The following is a 16,988-nucleotide window of genomic DNA, read 5'->3' as shown; positions in this document are numbered from 1 at the left end:
AATGGTCGACGACAACGAACTCAACAGGCTGCGCGATGCAGCAGTACCGGCGCCGGGCGAGAGCGCTAAGGCACGCGCCTTCGAAGCCGCCATGCGCGCCTATGATCAAGAAAATATTTCTGCCGCCACCCAAGGATCGGTTGGCGGGCTGCGTCTCACAGAGCGAGCACAAAAGCTCTGGAGCGAGATCATGCAAAAGAAACTCATCGCCACGCCAGCCATTGCCGGGCTCGTCGCCCTGCCGATCGCCGGATACGCCACCTTCCACATGCTGAGGGAACAGCCGTCGCCGTTCGGCAACGACGAGAAGATCACCGAAACGCTGGCCGACAAGCCGGCAACCAACGCGCCGGCAAAAGACAAGCAGGCGCCCGAAGGCGACCTGAAGAAGGCCGATGCCGACGCCGAGGTGCGAAGCCGCGACGTCAACGATGCGCTTGTTACGCCGACCGCGCCCCCGAAGACCGAGGCTCCGGCGACGGTGAACCAACGCGAGAGCGGCACTTTGCAGACTTACCAGCAGGCGCCCGAGCCTGCGCCAAGCACCGAGGCCGCACCATCGGGTGGCAGAGTTATCATGCAGCTGGCACCACCTGCGCCAGCAGCCGATGCCGCGCGGGCAAGCCGTGTCCAGGGGACCGCCGAATCCAAGCTGGTGGCGCCGCAGCAGCCTTCCACGTTGCCGGCCGACCAGATTGCGCCGCAGGAGCCAAACCGCGACCGCGTCGAGGATTTCAAAACCAATCCGGTGCATGCAGCCCTTCAGGATCCGGTCTCGACCTTCTCGATCGACGTTGACACCGCTTCCTATTCCTTCGTGCGCGGCTCTCTGAAGCAGGGCTACCTGCCGCAGGCCGACACGGTGCGGGTCGAGGAGATGGTCAATTACTTCCCCTATGACTGGAAGGGTCCGGATTCGGCCTCGACGCCGTTCAACTCGACGGTCAGCGTCATGCCGACGCCGTGGAACGGGCACACCAAGCTGATGCACGTCGCCATCAAGGGTTTCGACATCAAGCCGGTCGAGCAGCCCAAGGCCAATCTGGTGTTCCTGATCGACGTCTCGGGCTCGATGGACGAGCCGGACAAGCTGCCGCTGCTCAAGTCGGCTTTCCGGCTGCTGGTCAGCAAGCTGAAGGCTGACGACACCATCTCGATCGTCACCTATGCCGGTGACGCCGGCACGGTGCTGATGCCGACCAAGGTCACCGAGAAGGACAAGATCCTCAATGCCATCGACAATCTGACGCCCGGCGGCTCGACGGCCGGCGAGGCGGGCATCAAGGAAGCCTACAAGCTTGCCCAGCAATCCTTCGTCAAGGACGGCATCAACCGTGTGATGCTGGCCACAGACGGCGACTTCAATGTCGGCCAGACTGATGACGAGGACCTGAAGCGGTTGATCGAGCAGGAGCGCAAGACCGGCGTCTTCCTGTCGGTGTTCGGCTTCGGCCGCGGCAATCTAAACGACCAGATGATGCAGACCATCGCCCAGAACGGCAACGGCACCGCCGCCTATATCGACACGTTGGCCGAGGCCGAGAAGGTTCTGGTCGAGGATGCCTCCTCGACGCTGTTCACCATCGCCAAGGACGTCAAGATCCAGGTCGAGTTCAACCCGAACAAGGTCTCGGAATACCGGCTGATCGGCTACGAAACCCGCGCCTTGAACCGTGAAGACTTCAACAATGATCGCGTCGATGCCGGCGATATCGGCTCCGGCCATTCGGTCACCGCCATCTATGAGATCACGCCGAAAGGCAGTGGCGGCGAGCAGATGGATCCGCTGCGCTACGGCCAGGCAACGGTCAACAATGGCGGCGTCGCCAATGCCGACGAATATGCCTTCGTCAAGATCCGCTACAAGCTGCCGAACGAAGATGTCTCGAAGCTGATCACCACGCCGGTGACGTCGGCCAACGAGGTCCAGTCCTTCGACCAGGCCAGCACCGACCAGCGCTTCTCCGTCGCTGTCGCCGCCTTCGGCCAGAAGCTGCGCGACGAGGATGCGACCGCGAAGTTCGGTTACGACAAGATCATGGAGATTGCCACCGCCGCCCGAGGAGCCGACCCGTTTGGGTACAGGTCCGAGTTCCTTTCGCTTGTGCGCCTTGCCTCGGCGCTGGGCGGTAACCGGTAGTGGCAATACAGCCGGTTCCTTTCAGACGGGGGTCGTTCTGATACGGGGGAACCGGCTACGGGCGGGTGAGGCAGGCCGGCGAGGGAAACCTTGCCGGCCTTTTTTCGGATCAATTGATATTCAGGTGATGCCGGCCTGCGAATGGAGGTTCCCTGCGCTTCCGGTGCTCACGTACTTCAAGTGCGCTCCGCTCCGGTTCTCGGGAACCACCATTCTCGGCTCGGCCTGACCTGAATCTCAACAGATCCTAACGATTGCTCGGTCGATCGTTAAATTGCGTTGCTATTCCAGAACGTGATCGCAATTCCCTTGATGCTATTCCATGGCTCGAGACTGGGCTTGAGGGGGCCGGAAATTGCAGATCATGAACATTGGCAACACGACGCCGGCGGTTAGAGACACGCAGGCGTCGGGATCGGCGGCGTTGTCGCCGGAATCCAGGCGCATCAGCGACGATGTCGCACAGGCCCGGAACACCGCCATGTCGGCGCTGAACAACGACCGCTTCCGCGTCATGCTGGAGCAGATCGGCAATCCGCAGTCATCGGGTGACCTGGTGACGATGGCCGGCAATGGCGACAGCAACGCACAGGATTTCAGGACCGCGCAGTCGCGCTACGCTGAAAACAGCGAATAAACTCCAGATATCAGGCTCGGCTGCGGCGACGTTCGCGGCGGGCTTCGCTGGTCTCGGCGGTGTTTTCCGTCGCCACCTTGTTGCGCATCGGGCCGATGCGCTCGACGATCGTCTCGACGGTTGGGCGTTCGGATTTGGTGTGCGCGTCGAGCGCCTTGCGCATGGCGGCAAGGTGCTGGAACGAGGTGCCGCAGCAGCCGCCGACGATCTTGGCGCCGGCATCGACCGCCAGCCTGACATAGTCTGCCATCAGTTCCGGCGTGCCGGAATAGTGGATCTCCGTGCCGCGGAATTCCGGGATGCCGCAGTTGCCCTTGACGATGACCGTCGCCTCCGGCTTGGCCTCGGTCATGTCGAGCAGCGACGCCAGGATGTCGGAGGCGCCGACACCGCAATTGGCGCCGACGCCGAGCGGGTTTTGCGACAGCCCGTCGATGACGCCATGGATATCCCTGGGCAACAGACCCATCATGGTGCGGCCGGCGGTGTCGAACGACCCGGTATAGGTGTAGGGCAGGCCGGCGCGGATGGCGGCTTCGGCGGCAGCGCGGATTTCATCCGGCGCCGACATGGTCTCGATCCAGGCGACTTCGGCGCCGCCTTCCTTCAGACCTTCGATCTGCTCGGCGAAGGCCTCGACCGCCTCGTCATAAGTCATGGCGCCGAGCGGCACCAGCAACTCGCCGGTCGGGCCGACCGAGCCAGCCACGATGACTTTTCTGCCGGCCTTGTCGGCGACAGCGCGGGCAATCTCGGCGGCGCGCTTGTTCAGCGCATGCACGCGGTCCTGGGCATGGTGCAGCTTCAGCCGGTGGCGGGTGCCGCCGAAGGAGTTGGTGAGGATGATGTCGGCGCCGGCATCGACAAAATTCTGGTGCAGGCTGGTGATGGTGTCAGGCGCTGACTCGTTGAGCAGCTCGGGCGCTTCGCCTGCCTCCAGTCCCATGGCGAACAGATTGGTGCCGGTGGCGCCGTCCGCCAGCAGCACGCCCTTTTCGGCCAGCAATGCGTCGATGGGATTGGTCGTGGTCATCGGATCGGCTTTCAAATCTTCGAATGGAATAAGGATATAAAGAAGTCTTTATGTCCAGTCAATGTGTTTGCGGCCCGCGGTCGCCGCGCTGCGAACCTTTCCGGGGCGTTGACGATCAGGCAGAACCCGACGGAAACGACGCGCCGGCCAGATTGCGCGCGAAGGCGGCTGCTTCGTGCGGGTTGACGTCGGCGGCGCGGATCAGATTGTCGAAATGCCGGGTCAGCGCCTGCACCGGCTGGGTGGCATTCAGCACCACATACATGTCGCCGACATAGATGGCGGCGCGGTAGGGACCGAAGATGGTCAGCGGGATCGAGTAGCGCATGCGGCCGTCATAGAGAAACAGGCGGAAGGTCGGGTAGAGATCGTCAAGCAGCGTCGCCATATGGGCGAGCTGCTGCCGCCGGTCTGCCTCGGGAAACCGATCCCAGACGCCGAGGCCGCGGGCAAAAATCTCCAGCGTGTGGCGCGGCATGCAGACCTCCATATCGGTCTCCGGGCGCCTGTTGTACTCGATGCGGTACTGGGTCTCGCTGGCCTGCGCCAGACGGCTGCGGTTGGTGATGTTGGCTTCGTAATCGACCAGCTGGCGTGTGCGCAGCAGGTCGGGAATGCCGGCCGGCACATAGCGGATCTTGGTGCCCGCGGCTTCCGCAAACCATTTGGCCAAGAGCGTGCGGTCGAAACCGTCGGGCGCCTCCTCGATCTCCAGGCTTTCGCGAATTTCGCCGGTGACGCCTTCGTCCTGGCTCAGCCCAAGCAGCCAATCCAGAGACACTTTGAATTCGGCGGCGATGTTGAGCAGCGTTTCGGCGCGCGGCAGCCGCGTCGAAGCGCCGGACATCAGTTGCGACAGCGCCGACCGATCGATGCCGACTGCTGACGCGAAGGCCGACTGGTTGAGGTCGGATCGTGTCAGGAGCAGCTTCAGACGCTCCCGAAAGATGCCCGACAGGTCCCGTTTGTCCACTGTTCGTTCTCCGCGCTCTTTGAGGAAAAATTTGCGCCAGAGCCGCCGAATCAGGGCTCCAGGCGTAAATGAATCCCTAAGGTTGTTTACAATGTGTAACATGTGCAGTCAAAAATGCGCAATCGCAACATTTTGTACACTTTGTCTCGTTGAGTGGAATCGCTTCTCCTGACACTATGCTGTCAGGAACCAATTGGGGTTCCGGCGACTGAAGGACAGTGGTCGATAGCATGGCAGGCAAGAGCATCAAGCGACGCAACGCAGCGGCCATCGAATGGCCGACCGTGATCCTCGCTTTCTTCTGTTACGGAACATGGCTTGCTGTCGGTCTGCTGTTCTGGCCCTCTTATCCAATCCTGGCTCTCATTCTCCTCGGCTTCATCCTGGCCTTGCAGTCGTCAATCATGCACGAAGTGCTGCATGGCCATCCGACGCGCAGCGCGCTGATCAATGAAGCCTTCGTCTTCCTGCCGATCGGCCTGGTCTGGCCGTTCCGTCGCTTCAAGACGCTTCACTTGCGCCACCACGCCGACGAGCGACTGACCGATCCGCTCGACGATCCCGAGAGCTATTACCAGGCGCTGTGGATGCATGACGATCTGCCGCCGACGATGAAATTCCTGCTCAAGATCAACAACACCATGGTCGGCCGTTTCTTTCTCGGCCCATGGCTGTCCTGCATCGGTTTCTTCATCGACGACGCCAAGCAAATGATTGCCGGCGACAAGGTGATCGGCAAGGCATGGCTGCTGCATGCGATCGGTCTCGCCATCGTGCTGCCGGTCGTGCAGTTCGGCTTCGGCATCCCCGTATGGCTCTACATTCTGGTGCCGGTCTGGCTCGGCCAGTCGCTGATCGCTGTCCGCACCTTCGCCGAGCATCAGTGGTCCGAGCACCCGGAGGGCCGCACGGTGATCATCGAGCGCTCGCCGCTGTCGTTCTTGTTCCTCAACAACAATCTGCACTTCGTCCATCACAAGACACCGACGGTTGCATGGTACAAGCTGCCGAAGCTGTTTCGTGACCGCCGCGACGAGTGGCTGCGGATGAACAATGGCTATGCCTACCCGAACTATTTTGCGCTGATCAAAGCCTACGCCTTCAAGGCCAAGGAGCCGATCGTTCACCCGGTGCTGCGCCGCCAGGCCGAGCCGGGCAGGGCGTTCAAGCCGCGCGTCAGGGCGCGCAGCATTAGCGGGCTCGGCAGCGCGCCGGTTCCCGCCGAGCCGCCCAAGGAATAATCCGGGGCATCCCAGGACCCGTGTCGGCCAATTCTGATTGGACGCCGCGTTTTTGCGATCCTTTCCTGTGACATGATGATTGAGTGTCGGCATGAGTGACTTGGTTGCGGCTTTGCCGATGTATGACTGGCCCGAAGTGCGCAACGAGGTCGATGCACAATGGGCCGGGTTGCGCGAGGCTTTCAGGCAAAAGGGCATCGATGCGCCGCAGGCCATCGTGCGCCGCAATGGTGACCTGCCGCCGGTGCCGGGCGGCATCCACGACGCCGAGGGCAGACTGATCGCGCCCGATCCGGCAACGCTGTCGCCGAACGAACTCGACCGTCACCAGCTCTGGCTGCATCCGGCGCTGCTGTTCGCGCAGACCTGCTGGGGGCCGATGGAACTGGGCCTGTCCAGGCAGGTGCAGGTGGTCGGGCAGCCGAGCTACGACGCTTGCGAGGGCGGTCAGGGCGAACTCTATTCGAGCGCGCTGGTGATGCGGACAGGCGAGGGGCCACAGGTTCGTTCGCCTACGGACGGCAAAGCCTTGCTGCCGCTCGATCTCATGCGTGGCAAGCGCTTCACCTTCAACAGTCTCGATTCGATGTCGGGCGTCATTGCGCTGACGCGAGACCTGCAAGCGGCCGACGAAAGTCTCGATATCTTTTCGTCGCGCAGCGAGAGTGGCGGCCATCGCGGTTCGATCATCGCGGTTGCCGAGGGCAAAGCGGACGTCGCCGCGATCGACTGCGAGAGCTGGGCGCTGGCGCAGCGTTTCGAGCCTGCCGCCCAGAAGGTGGCGGTTGTCGGCTGGACGGCGCGGCGCAAAGGCCTGCCATACATCACTGCCAGGACGACGCCGGAAAAAACAGTCAGGGCGCTGCGCGAAGCCCTGGCCGGTCTAGCCGAGCAGCCTCGCATCCAACGGGTAGGTTGAAAGCTGCTGGTTGCCGGGCGCAACCGTTCGCTAACTCTGCCCGTCGATAGACCCGGCCCGAGGCCGATCTTTACGCGACCATCACCATCTTCGTGCAGCCTGCACGGGACTTCGCCGGATGGTGCATATGGCCGCCGCAACTGTGCAGAGATGGACGTTCCGAGCCGTGTTGCTGGTCCTGGGACTGGCGGCCATACCGTGTCTGCTCTTTCCGCAGATGGCGATCGTCGCGGCGATGAGCATCGTCGGCATCCCGATCGCCATACTGATGGCGCTGATCCCACCGGTGTTTCTGTTCGTGCTGTTGACCTGGGCCATCAGCTTTCGCATTCCAGCTCGGCTGGCCTGGCTGACCAGCCCCTTGATTGCGGCGGCGCTGCTTGCCGTGCCACCTTTCCTGATCAATAGATCGATGGACCAGACCACGACGGCGCTGGTGTCGGGCGACCACGACCAGGTTCTGCGGCCTTTCCAGACCGGGACACTGGCGGTTCGTTCCGATCAATCCGTCTTCTGGACGAAAACCCAGACGCATTGCGACGATTTCTGCATGCGCGCGCTGCTGACCGGCAGCGTCCAGCGCATCATGGTGCTCGACTACGACAAGGACATGCCCGAGGTCGATTTTTCGGCCACTGCCAGGACCTTCCACATGGAGCACCGAGCTTCTTGTCCGCTGGTCGAACTCATCGATGCGCGTCTCCTCGATCTCGGTGGTCCCCGGGATTTCAAAGCGCCTAAAGCCTCGGAGCGCATGCGGATCGAGATTGCCAAGGGCAATTGCCTGATCGAGGCCGAGGCCCCGCTGTCGGAAGCCGATACCGTGGTCAGCACCAGGCAGGTCAAGCGCGGGCTGGACGACTATCAGGGGCTCGATCCGACGGCAGACACGATGTCGGTCTACCGCATCTCCGTGCAGAGCAAGGTGGGAGGCCGTTTTTCCGAAGTCTATCGATCGACCAGCGTTGCTTCCTATCGGCTGCTGCCGTTGCTCTTGCCAAGCTACGTGACGGGCTACCAGTTCGATATTCGCATCGGCTTCCCGCGATTGCTTCGGCTCACCCACCTCGACCGGTTCGGCCCACGACCCGACTGGAGCGGGTTCGTCGTCCACGCGCTCGGCATGAAGCTTGCGCTGCCGGCTGGTTCGGCGGATGCCGCCGTTGTCCTGGCTGCGAAGCTCGGTCAGCCTCAGCCGATCGACGCCGTCACCAATTCCCTCGCCGAGGATTTCTTCAGCAGGCTGGGTGACAATCGGACTGCGTCGCAGGACGATATCGATCTCGCCGTAGCCGTGCTCAACGACAGGCGGTTGGACATCCCAAGGCATGTCTACATGGCCGCCAGTCATGCGAAGGACGCGACGCCGCAGAGTATGGCGCGGCTTGCCGAAGTGCTCTTCGCGAGGCTGTTCGAGCTGGACATCAAGGTCGGCAAAGTCGGCAACATCGATGCACGGCAAGCCGGCGACCTGGCTCTCGCTATCCAACACCTGCCGGACGACGTGATTCCGGCGCATCGTGCCGACCTCGAAAGGTTGGCGAGGGATATGCCCCGGCGCGTGGCCGCCTATCGTGCCTTGACGAGGTTGTCGGCGCTCGGTGCCGATGCCATCCCGACGATGCTCTATCTGATCGACGACGCTGCGCTGCAGCCACGCGACAAGGGCAATTTTTGGCAGCATTCCTATCTGGCTGGCGTGCTGGGCCTTTGCCAACTTGGAGAGCGGGGCGCACCCGCCGTGGAGCCATTTCTGGGGCGTATCCGGGCGGGAACCATCCCGCTTTATGCCAGCTACGGCGACTTGGCGATCAACACGCTGGCCGGCATGGGTGCCGACAAGGAGCGGACCTGGCAGGCTGTCTCGGCCAAGGACCAGACCATTGGTCGGGGGCGGTTCGATAGCGTCTTCGACCGGGCAAAGCGCAAGATCGACTGCGATTACTGAGAGCTCCGCCGTCAGTCAGCCGAGCAGCCTCGCATCCAGCGGGTAGGTTGAGAGCTGCTCGTTGCCGGTCGCGGTGATCAGGATCTGCTCCTCGATCTTGACGCCCTCGTGTCCGCCAAGCCTGCCGATATAGCTTTCCGCGCACAGCACCATGCCCGGCTCCAGCACGCCGTCGGGCGTGCCTGGCGTCCAGTCGCTGGCATGCGGTAGTGTCGGATACTCGTCGGCCAGACCGACGCCGTGATAGAGCACGCCGTAGCGGGTCGGGAAGCAGTCTCCGGGCGGAACCACCGAGCGTTCGACGAGGTCGCGGAAGGACATGCCGGGCTGCATAAGCTCGGTGTTGTGGGCGATCTGATCGGCGGCGATGCGGAAGAGGTCGCGCTGCTCGTTCGACGGCCTTTCGTCGCCGCATAGCCAGGTGCGCGACAGGTCGGCGCAGAAGCCGTAGGGGCCGATCAGGTCGGTATCGAAGGCGACGAGGTCACTTGCTTCGATGACCCTCGATGAGCATTCCTGGAACCACGGATTGGTGCGCGGCCCTGACGCCAGCAGTCGGGTTTCGATCCATTCGCCGCCGCGCGCAACGTTGCCGCGATGCAGCTCGGCCCAGAGTTCGTTTTCGGAAATGCCCGGCTTCAGCGCCGCTTCCATCTCGCCCATCGCCGCCTCGCAGGCGACGATGGCGCGGCGCATGGCGAGGATCTCGTCGGGCGACTTGATCAGCCGCGCGTTTTCCATCACCGCTTCGCCATTGCCGATGGCAATACCAAGCCGGGCGAGCTCCTCGACGCCTTCGGGATTGATGTGGTCGACGGCGATGCGGCTGTTGCCGCCGCCATGCTCCCTGACCAGATCGGCGATGCCGGCGGCCCAGCGACGGACCTTCTGGTCGGTCAACTCGCCGCCATAGAGATACATCCACGACACCGCCGGCCGCACCTCGTCGACAACGCCGGAATGGTCGGAGAGATGCTCGCAGGAGAAATAGTCGAACAGCACCACAGGTCCTTCAGTGGCGACGAAGCAGTGGCGGGTCGGGTTGTGCGCGACCCACAGCTGCATGTTGGTCGAATCGGTGGCGTAGCGGATGTTGACGGGATCGTAGAGCAGGGCGCCGGCATAGCCACGGCGCTTCAGTTCGGCGCGGATGCGGCCGAGCCGGTATTGACGCATCGCGTCAAGGTCGGGTGCTGCGATGGCTGCCGCGGCCCACTCGGCCTCGGCCAGCGCGCCATAGCCCAGCACGTGCTGGTTCAGCGACGCCGCCTTCTGGCGCGAGGCATCGCGCAAGGCCTCGACCGAGCCGGGCTCGAACGGCATGATCTTGCGGTGACGACCGAACCCCTGCTTCTCCACCCGAGGCCTCCCTGCCGATGCTATTGTGGTGCTGCGCCTGCCGCGGCCGTTACCTTCTTCAACCGCGTGACCGTCACTATGCGGGTTGGCGGGTCGCTGCCGAACAGCTGCGGCACAGCAAGCTGCTGCGGCGGTCCATCTGCCACATAGCCAGCCTGATCCAGCAGCTCGAGGACGGCGCCGACATCTTCCTTGTCGTTCGTCGTGACAAGCACTGCCGGCTCTTTCAGCAGATGGCTGAAGTCCGGCAATTCCTCATCGAGGACGATGAGATCGGGATCGATCAGACGCAGATTTCCCAACCAGTGCCAGCTCGATACCGTTGTGCGGATCGGTCCGTTTGCCGTCAGCTGAGCGTAAAGCGCCGTGTAGTCCATGCGCACAACGCTGCCGCGGCTGTCACCGCCATAAAGATGCGCATACCAGGTCAATGGCAACACAAGGATGGCAAGCGTCGCGCCGACAAACACGGCGATGTCCTGCACCTTCCTGCCGCGGTCTCCCCTGGCGTCCATGTGTATGGCCAGTGCTGTGGGCAGCAGCACGAGTATGGGAAGCATCCAGCGATCGCGAAATTGCGTGGCGCCGCTCGCAAGGACGAGCACGATGGTGATGGCAAAGGCAAAAGCGATGGTGCGCCATACCAGCTTTTCGGCCCATGGCGGCGGTTGCAGGGATGGCGCCGGCCTGTTCCTTGCGATGAGAAAAGCCACCGCGAATATGCCGGCCGGCAGCCCGGCGAAATTCAGCATCGCCTTGCCGAGTCCCCATACTCCAGTGAGCGCCTTCTGGATCACACCATTTTCCCTTGCCATGCCGAAGCCGCCGGCGTGCGACAGCAGCTGGTCGGTGTGCGTCAGGCTCCAGTAGAATGTCGGCAGGCAAAGCAGCACAGCCACCGCCACGCTGATCAAAAACCTGCGATTCAGCACGACGCCGCGTGTTTCGCGCAGCGAAAGCGTCGACAGGATCAGCGCGGCGAGAAAAATCACATTGTTGTATTTCGACAGGATCGCGGCAGCGATAGCCACACCGAAAAGCACATAAGCTAACAGCGATCGGCGTTGCACAAGTTCGACGAGCGCAAGAAACAGCACCACTGAAAAACAGAAGGCGGCAATCGAGTGGGTGAGGGCATGCTGCATCTCCCACACCATCTGCGGAAACAACAACAGGCCGAACATGGCGGCGGCGCCAGCCCGGCTGGAATAGCCGAGACGGCGGACAGCGATGAAAGCGGACGCCAGCGCCACGCCGATCAGAAGATACTTCACGATCTTGAGCGCGAGTATGTTCGTCCCGAGCACGCCGGCGACCAGGCGGGCAAGCCACGTATAGAGAGGCGGCTGCGAGCCGCCATAGCCGGCCCAGAGGTAATGCATGTACATCAGCTGTTCGGAATCGTCGACGCCGACGCCGGTTCCCACGATGTGGGACAACAGCGCCATCACCACGATCTGGACGAGGCAATAGACCGCGAGACAGGCCAGCGCGGCGTTGAAAGGACCGACCTTGCCTTCGCACAGCCAGTCCGTCCATTTTTCTAGATACTGCAAGGGGATCGTCTTCTCATCGAGGGAAAAGCCTGCGGCCACTGCCGATGGCCCCTTACACGATCTCACACACGCTGTCGCCTTTTTAGGTCCGCATCTTCTCGCCGCTGGGGTCGAAGGGCGCCTCGACATTGATGCGGGCGGAACGCCGATGGCCGAGGATCTCGATCTCGAACAGGCCGGCACGTTCGTCCTCGGCCAGCGCTGCCGGCACATAGCCTTGCGCCATCGACTTCTGCACGGTGTGCGCATAGCCGCCCGAGGTGACCCAGCCGACCACGCGCCAGTCGCCATCGACGATGCCGCGTACGGCGGACGCGCCTTCCGCCGCCTTGGAGCCGCGGACCTCCTTGCCCGCTGTGTCGAAGCGCGGCGCGCCGTAACCATGCGGCTTTTCAACCGTGCCATAGTCCTTGCTGACCTTGGCCCAGATCGGCTCATCGCCCATCACATCGGCGTCGGTCGCATCGACGATGAAGGAGACGCGGCGCAGCTTCGGCCCTTCCGCCTGTTCCTTGGCGGCGGCCTCGCGGCCGATGAAGTCGTTCTTCTCGAGCTTGATGAAGCGGTCCATCGAGCCTTCGAACGGCCCGTAGATCGGGCGCAGCTCGCGGAACCAGGTCGGGAAGTTCTTTTCCAGGCGCATGGAGAGCAAAGCGCGCATGCCGAAATCGACCAGGCCGAACTCCTCGCCGGCGTCCTTGATGGCCTTGTAGACCAGACGCTGATAGGCCGGCGCCATCCAGATCTCGTAGCCGAGATCGCCGGTATAGGTGATGCGGTTGACCATGCAGGGGGCGCCGCCGACCGCCATTTCGCGGAAATCCATGAAGCGGAAGGCCTTGGTCGAAATGTCGACATCGACCAGCTTCTGCAGCAGGTCGCGCGATTTCGGACCAGCGATGGAGAGACCGACCAGCGTCTGGTCGAAGCGATGGATGCGCACCGATCCATCCCTAGGCAGGTGCTTTTCGAACCAGCGCATATGGTATTTCTGCGCCGCGGACGAGCCCCAGATCATGAAGCGGTCTTCACCGGCCTTGGCGATGGTGAAGTCGCCGATCAGCTTGCCGAATTCGTTGATCATCGGCGTCAGCACTATGCGGCCGATCTTCGGCATGCGGTTGGTCATCAGCCGGTTGAGGAAATCCTCAGCCGCAGGTCCCGACACTTCGTATTTGGCGAAGTTGGCGATTTCGGTGACGCCGACCTTCTCGCGTGTGGCGCGGACTTCCTCGCCGATAGGGCCGAAATCGTTGGAGCGGTGGAAGGAGACGATGTCCTTCGGCTCCTTGCCTTTTGGAGCAAACCACAACGGGGTTTCGAGGCCCCAGCTGTCGCCCATGACGGCGTTGTTGGCGAGCATGGTGTCGTAGAGTGGCGTCGTCTGTGCCGGGCGCGCCGCCGGCAGCTCTTCATTGGGGAAGCGGATGGAGAAGCGGCGCGAATAGTTTTCGCGCACCTTGGCGTTGGTGTAGCGCAGCCCAGCCCACTCGCCGAAGCGGGCGACATCCATGCCCCAGACGTCGAAGCCCGGATCGCCATGCACCATCCAGTTGGACAGTGCGAGGCCGACGCCGCCGCCCTGGCTGAAGCCGGCCATGACCGCGCAGGCGCACCAGAAATTGGTCAGGCCCTGCACCGGGCCGACCAGCGGGTTGCCGTCGAGCGCGAAGGTGAAGGGGCCGTTGATGATCTGCTTGATGCCGGCCTTCTCGATGCCGGGGAAATGCTTGAAGCCGATCTCCAGCGATGGCGCGATACGGTCGAGGTCCGGCGGCAGCAGTTCATGGCCGAAATCCCACGGCGTGTTGACCGGCGACCACGGCTTGCAGGCCTTTTCATAAGTGCCGAGCAGGATGCCGTTGCGCTCCTGGCGGGTGTAGATCTCGCCCTTGAAGTCGAGCACGCCGATCATTTCGCGGCCGGTCGACTTGTTGAACTCCTCGACCTCCGGCATCGGCTCGGTCAAGAGGTACATGTGCTCCATCGCCAGCACGGGCAGTTCGACGCCGACCATGCGGCCGATCTCGCGCGCCCACAGGCCGCCGCAGTTGACGACATGCTCGGCATGAACCGTGCCCTGTTCGGTGACGACGTTCCAGGTTCCGTCAGGCTGCTGCGTCAGGTCGACGACGCGGTTGCGCAGCACGATCTCGGCGCCAAGCTTCTTGGCCGCCTTGGAATAGGCGATGGTGGTGCCCGAGGGATCGAGATGGCCTTCGACCGGATCCCACATGGCGCCGACGAAATTTGTCTCGTCCATCAGCGGGAACATCGCCTTGGCTTCGGAGGGCGTGATCAGCTCGGTGTCCATGCCGAGATAGCGGCCCTTGGCGTGGGCCAGGCGCAGAAAATCCATGCGCTCGGGCGTATCGGCCATCATGACGCCGCCGGTCAAATGCAGCGAACAGGACTGGCCGGAGATCTCCTCGATCTCCTTGTAGAGCTGGACGGTGTAGGCCTGCAGCTTGGCCACGTTCGGGTCGCCGTTCAGTGTATGGAAGCCGCCCGCCGCATGCCACGACGAGCCGGAGGTGAGCTCCGAACGTTCGATCAGCATAATGTCGGTCCAGCCGGCCTTGGCCAGATGGTAAAGAACCGAGCAGCCAACGACGCCGCCACCGATAACAACCGCTTTGACGTGAGATTTCATGAAGATGGATCCGTTTTTAAAGAGACTGAATCGATTGATCGAGGCGTGAAAACAAAGCGCAGATCGGACGCGGTGGTGCTTTCGGCCAGCCTGCCATCAAGCGCGGCAAGGATGGTTTCACAGACGGAAGTACGGTGTTTCAGGACGTCATGGCTCCAGACACGCAGGATGGAATAGCCCTCGGTGCGCATGAAGTCGTCGCGGCGGCGATCATATGAGCTGTCAGCGTGTTGGTGACCATCGATCTCAACGACAAGCCAGTTTTCGCGGCAAGCGAAGTCTGCGTAAAACGGGCCGATGGAAAACTGACGTGTAAAGCGATAGCCGCCAAGCTTGCGTGACTTCAGTTCAAGCCAGAGCAATGCCTCCGCCTGGTTGCCCGCCTGTCTGAGAGTACGCGCTCGCTTCGTTGTTCCTGTTTTGCGGCGGCTGCGGGTTGCGCGGAGGGCTTCTCCCACTCCGTCGCCGCTTCGCGGCGCCACCTCTCCCCCCTCCGGAGGGAGAGGAAAGGAGCCAGCCTTCAGAAGCTCGCGCCCTTCCTCTCCCCCGTCGATCGGGGGGTCCGAAGGACGGGCGAGACCCGTGGCTCGCCCCGGCAGGGTGTCGAGCGAAGCTCGACGGAGTGGGGGTCGACTGTTCATCAAATCCATACGAATGGTCAGCACATCAAACCAGCACGCCAATCAGAAATCGGTCGGCGCGCCGCCTTCGGAGCGGCGTTTTTCGACGAAGTCGTTGAGCTCTTCGCGGATCGCCGGGTCCATGTAGGGTTCTTCGTAGGACGCCAGCCGTTCCTTCCAGACCTTGTTGGCCTTTTCCAGTGCGGTCGGCGAGCCGGCTTCGGCCCAGGTTTCGAAATTGCGCCAGTCGGAGAGGATGGGCGAGTAGAAGGCGTTCTTGTAGCGGTCCTGCGTGTGCTGGGTGCCGAAGAAATGGCCGCCTGGGCCGACCGACTGGATGGCGTCGAAGCCGAGCGCCTCTTCGGAAAGGTCGAGCGGGGTCAGGAACTCCGCCACCATCTGCAACAGGTCGATGTCGAGAATGGTCTTTTCGTAGGAGCAGCGCAGGCCGCCTTCGAGCCAGCCGGCGCCGTGCATCATCAGATTGCCGCCGCCCTGGATGGCGCCCCACAGCGAAAACACGCTTTCATAGGCGGCCTGCGCGTCGACCGTGTTGGCGGCGCAGGTGTTGGAGGTGCGGTAGGGGATCTTGTAGCGACGGGCAAGCTGGCCGCCGACCAGCTGCGCCTTCATGTATTCGGGCGTGCCGAAGGCCGGTGAGCCGGACTTCATGTCGACATTGGAGGTGAAGCCGCCATAGCCGACCGGCGCGCCTTTGCGCACCATCTGGGCAAAGGCGATGCCGGACAGCGCCTCGGCATTCTGCTGCACCAGCGCGCCGGCGATGGTGACGGGCGCCATCGCGCCCGACAGGGTGAAGGGCGTGACGACGACGACCTGGCCCTTGCTCGACATCTGGATGATGCCTTCCATCATCGGCACGTCGAGCTTCAGCGGCGAATTGGTGTTGATGATGGTGAAGACGGATGGCTCTTCCAGCATCTGCTCATGGCTGATGCCACGCGCGATGCGGGTGATCTCGATGCCGTCGACATTGCGTTCCTTGCCGAGCGAATAGATGTGGAACACCTTGTCGGTCAGCGTGGCGAGGTCGCGGATGCATTCGAGGTGACGCACCGACGGATGGATGTCGGTCGGCTCGACCGGATAGCCGCCGGTGCAGTTCAGGATGTTGTGCATCTGCGCCAGCCGCAGGAAATTGCGGTAGTCGGCCTGATTGCCCGGGCGGCGGCCGCGATCGAGGTCGGAACAGTTGGGCGCCGAGGCCATCATCGACAGGATCAGATTGTTGCCGCCGAAGCGCACATTGTGCGCCGGGTTGCGGGCATGCAGAGTAAACTCCGACGGGCAGTTCGAGATGAGATCGAGGATCATGTCGCTGTCGAAGCGGACCCGCTCGCTGCCCGCGGTCACGTCAGCGCCGTTTTCCTTCATGATGCGGCGGGCTTCGTCGTGCAGCACGTCGACGCCGATCTCCCGAAGCACGCGCAGCGAGGCGAGGTGGATCGATTCCAGCTCATCGTCGGAGACCAGCTTGGTCGGCGTCAGCGGGTTTCTCAACTGTCGAAAAGCCGGCTGTTCGAAGGCGGCCGAGCCGCCGGCGCGCTTGCCCGCACGGCCACCACGACGGGCGCGGTCGGTTGCCAAAGGCGGTTCGGCTGGATGCAGGGCGGCGGTCATGATGGTCCTCGTACGATGCGGGTAGCGGGCGGCATAATGAACCGGCGGCTGTCCGGCCATTGCGGAGGCGGCGACCACTAGGACGAGGGAAGCGACATCCCGGAACGGCAGTTGAATAGCTGACAACCTTGCGGAGGATTGGCGGACAGGACGCGCCCACCACGGCCCTTGGCGCAAGTTGATTTCATCCGCGGCCCTTCCTTTCCCTGAATCGAACCGCTAGCTCAAGTGATTTGCCGCAGGGCCGGCAATTCACTGGGAAGACAGC

At 62.8% G+C, this 16,988-nt stretch carries 12 protein-coding genes; 5 read left to right on the top strand and 7 right to left on the bottom strand.

All coding sequences use genetic code 11. The annotated features are described in order from the left end of the window. Window position 1: 1 nt before the first annotated feature. Both FJV77_RS02010 and FJV77_RS02005 read left to right on the top strand, forming a co-directional pair. Entirely contained in the window at window positions 2–2,140 is a 2,139-nt protein-coding gene (locus FJV77_RS02010) for a VWA domain-containing protein (protein ID WP_142865180.1), read from the top strand. A 364-nt stretch (window positions 2,141–2,504) separates the two neighbouring features. After that, on the top strand, window positions 2,505–2,777 hold the full coding sequence (locus tag FJV77_RS02005) for a hypothetical protein (protein ID WP_142865179.1): 273 nt from the start codon (window positions 2,505–2,507) through the stop codon (window positions 2,775–2,777). Between the two features lie 10 nt (window positions 2,778–2,787). On the opposite strand, the gene bmt is transcribed toward FJV77_RS02005, so the two are convergent. Both bmt and FJV77_RS01995 read right to left on the bottom strand, forming a co-directional pair. Further along, the gene (gene bmt, locus FJV77_RS02000) at window positions 2,788–3,810 is read right to left on the bottom strand and encodes a betaine--homocysteine S-methyltransferase (protein WP_185970169.1); all 1,023 of its coding nucleotides are present in this window, start codon (window positions 3,808–3,810) and stop codon (window positions 2,788–2,790) included. Between the two features lie 115 nt (window positions 3,811–3,925). Continuing rightward, complete coding sequence (locus tag FJV77_RS01995; RefSeq protein ID WP_142865177.1) at window positions 3,926–4,783, bottom strand: helix-turn-helix transcriptional regulator; 858 nt, start codon at window positions 4,781–4,783, stop codon at window positions 3,926–3,928. A 230-nt stretch (window positions 4,784–5,013) separates the two neighbouring features. On the opposite strand from FJV77_RS01995, the gene FJV77_RS01990 reads away from it, so the two are divergent. From FJV77_RS01990 to FJV77_RS01980, 3 genes are all read left to right on the top strand, one after another. Beyond that, window positions 5,014–6,024 (top strand): fatty acid desaturase, encoded by a 1,011-nt coding sequence (locus tag FJV77_RS01990; RefSeq protein WP_185970168.1) that lies wholly within the window; start codon window positions 5,014–5,016, stop codon window positions 6,022–6,024. Window positions 6,025–6,115: 91 nt separating this feature from the next. Continuing rightward, window positions 6,116–6,943, top strand: coding sequence for a PhnD/SsuA/transferrin family substrate-binding protein (locus tag FJV77_RS01985; protein ID WP_142865176.1), 828 nt, complete (start codon window positions 6,116–6,118; stop codon window positions 6,941–6,943). A 127-nt stretch (window positions 6,944–7,070) separates the two neighbouring features. Then, window positions 7,071–8,891: a hypothetical protein gene (locus FJV77_RS01980; RefSeq protein ID WP_142865175.1), complete on the top strand. Its 1,821-nt coding sequence runs from the start codon at window positions 7,071–7,073 to the stop codon at window positions 8,889–8,891. 15 nt (window positions 8,892–8,906) lie between these two features. Here FJV77_RS01980 and FJV77_RS01975 read toward each other — a convergent pair whose 3' ends face one another. From FJV77_RS01975 to FJV77_RS01955, 5 genes are all read right to left on the bottom strand, one after another. Next, entirely contained in the window at window positions 8,907–10,214 is a 1,308-nt protein-coding gene (locus FJV77_RS01975) for a Xaa-Pro peptidase family protein (protein WP_142865512.1), read from the bottom strand. Window positions 10,215–10,270: 56 nt separating this feature from the next. Then, a complete protein-coding gene (locus tag FJV77_RS01970; protein WP_246691112.1) occupies window positions 10,271–11,806 on the bottom strand; it encodes a glycosyltransferase family 39 protein in 1,536 nt (511 codons plus the stop codon). Between the two features lie 82 nt (window positions 11,807–11,888). Further along, on the bottom strand, window positions 11,889–14,459 hold the full coding sequence (locus FJV77_RS01965) for an FAD-dependent oxidoreductase (protein ID WP_142865173.1): 2,571 nt from the start codon (window positions 14,457–14,459) through the stop codon (window positions 11,889–11,891). Further along, on the bottom strand, window positions 14,456–14,917 hold the full coding sequence (locus tag FJV77_RS01960) for a DUF559 domain-containing protein (protein ID WP_348643806.1): 462 nt from the start codon (window positions 14,915–14,917) through the stop codon (window positions 14,456–14,458). Before FJV77_RS01960 ends, FJV77_RS01965 begins: the two co-directional genes overlap by 4 nt. 225 nt (window positions 14,918–15,142) lie before the next feature. Next, window positions 15,143–16,720 carry a trimethylamine methyltransferase family protein gene (locus FJV77_RS01955; protein ID WP_142865171.1) on the bottom strand — a complete coding sequence of 526 codons (1,578 nt, stop codon included), beginning with the start codon at window positions 16,718–16,720 and terminating at the stop codon, window positions 15,143–15,145. Window positions 16,721–16,988: the final 268 nt, after the last annotated feature.

The organism is Mesorhizobium sp. WSM4306 (assembly GCF_007003975.1).
Classification (GTDB): Bacteria; Pseudomonadota; Alphaproteobacteria; order Rhizobiales; family Rhizobiaceae; genus Mesorhizobium.
This window is presented reverse-complemented; position numbering and strand designations above follow the sequence as displayed.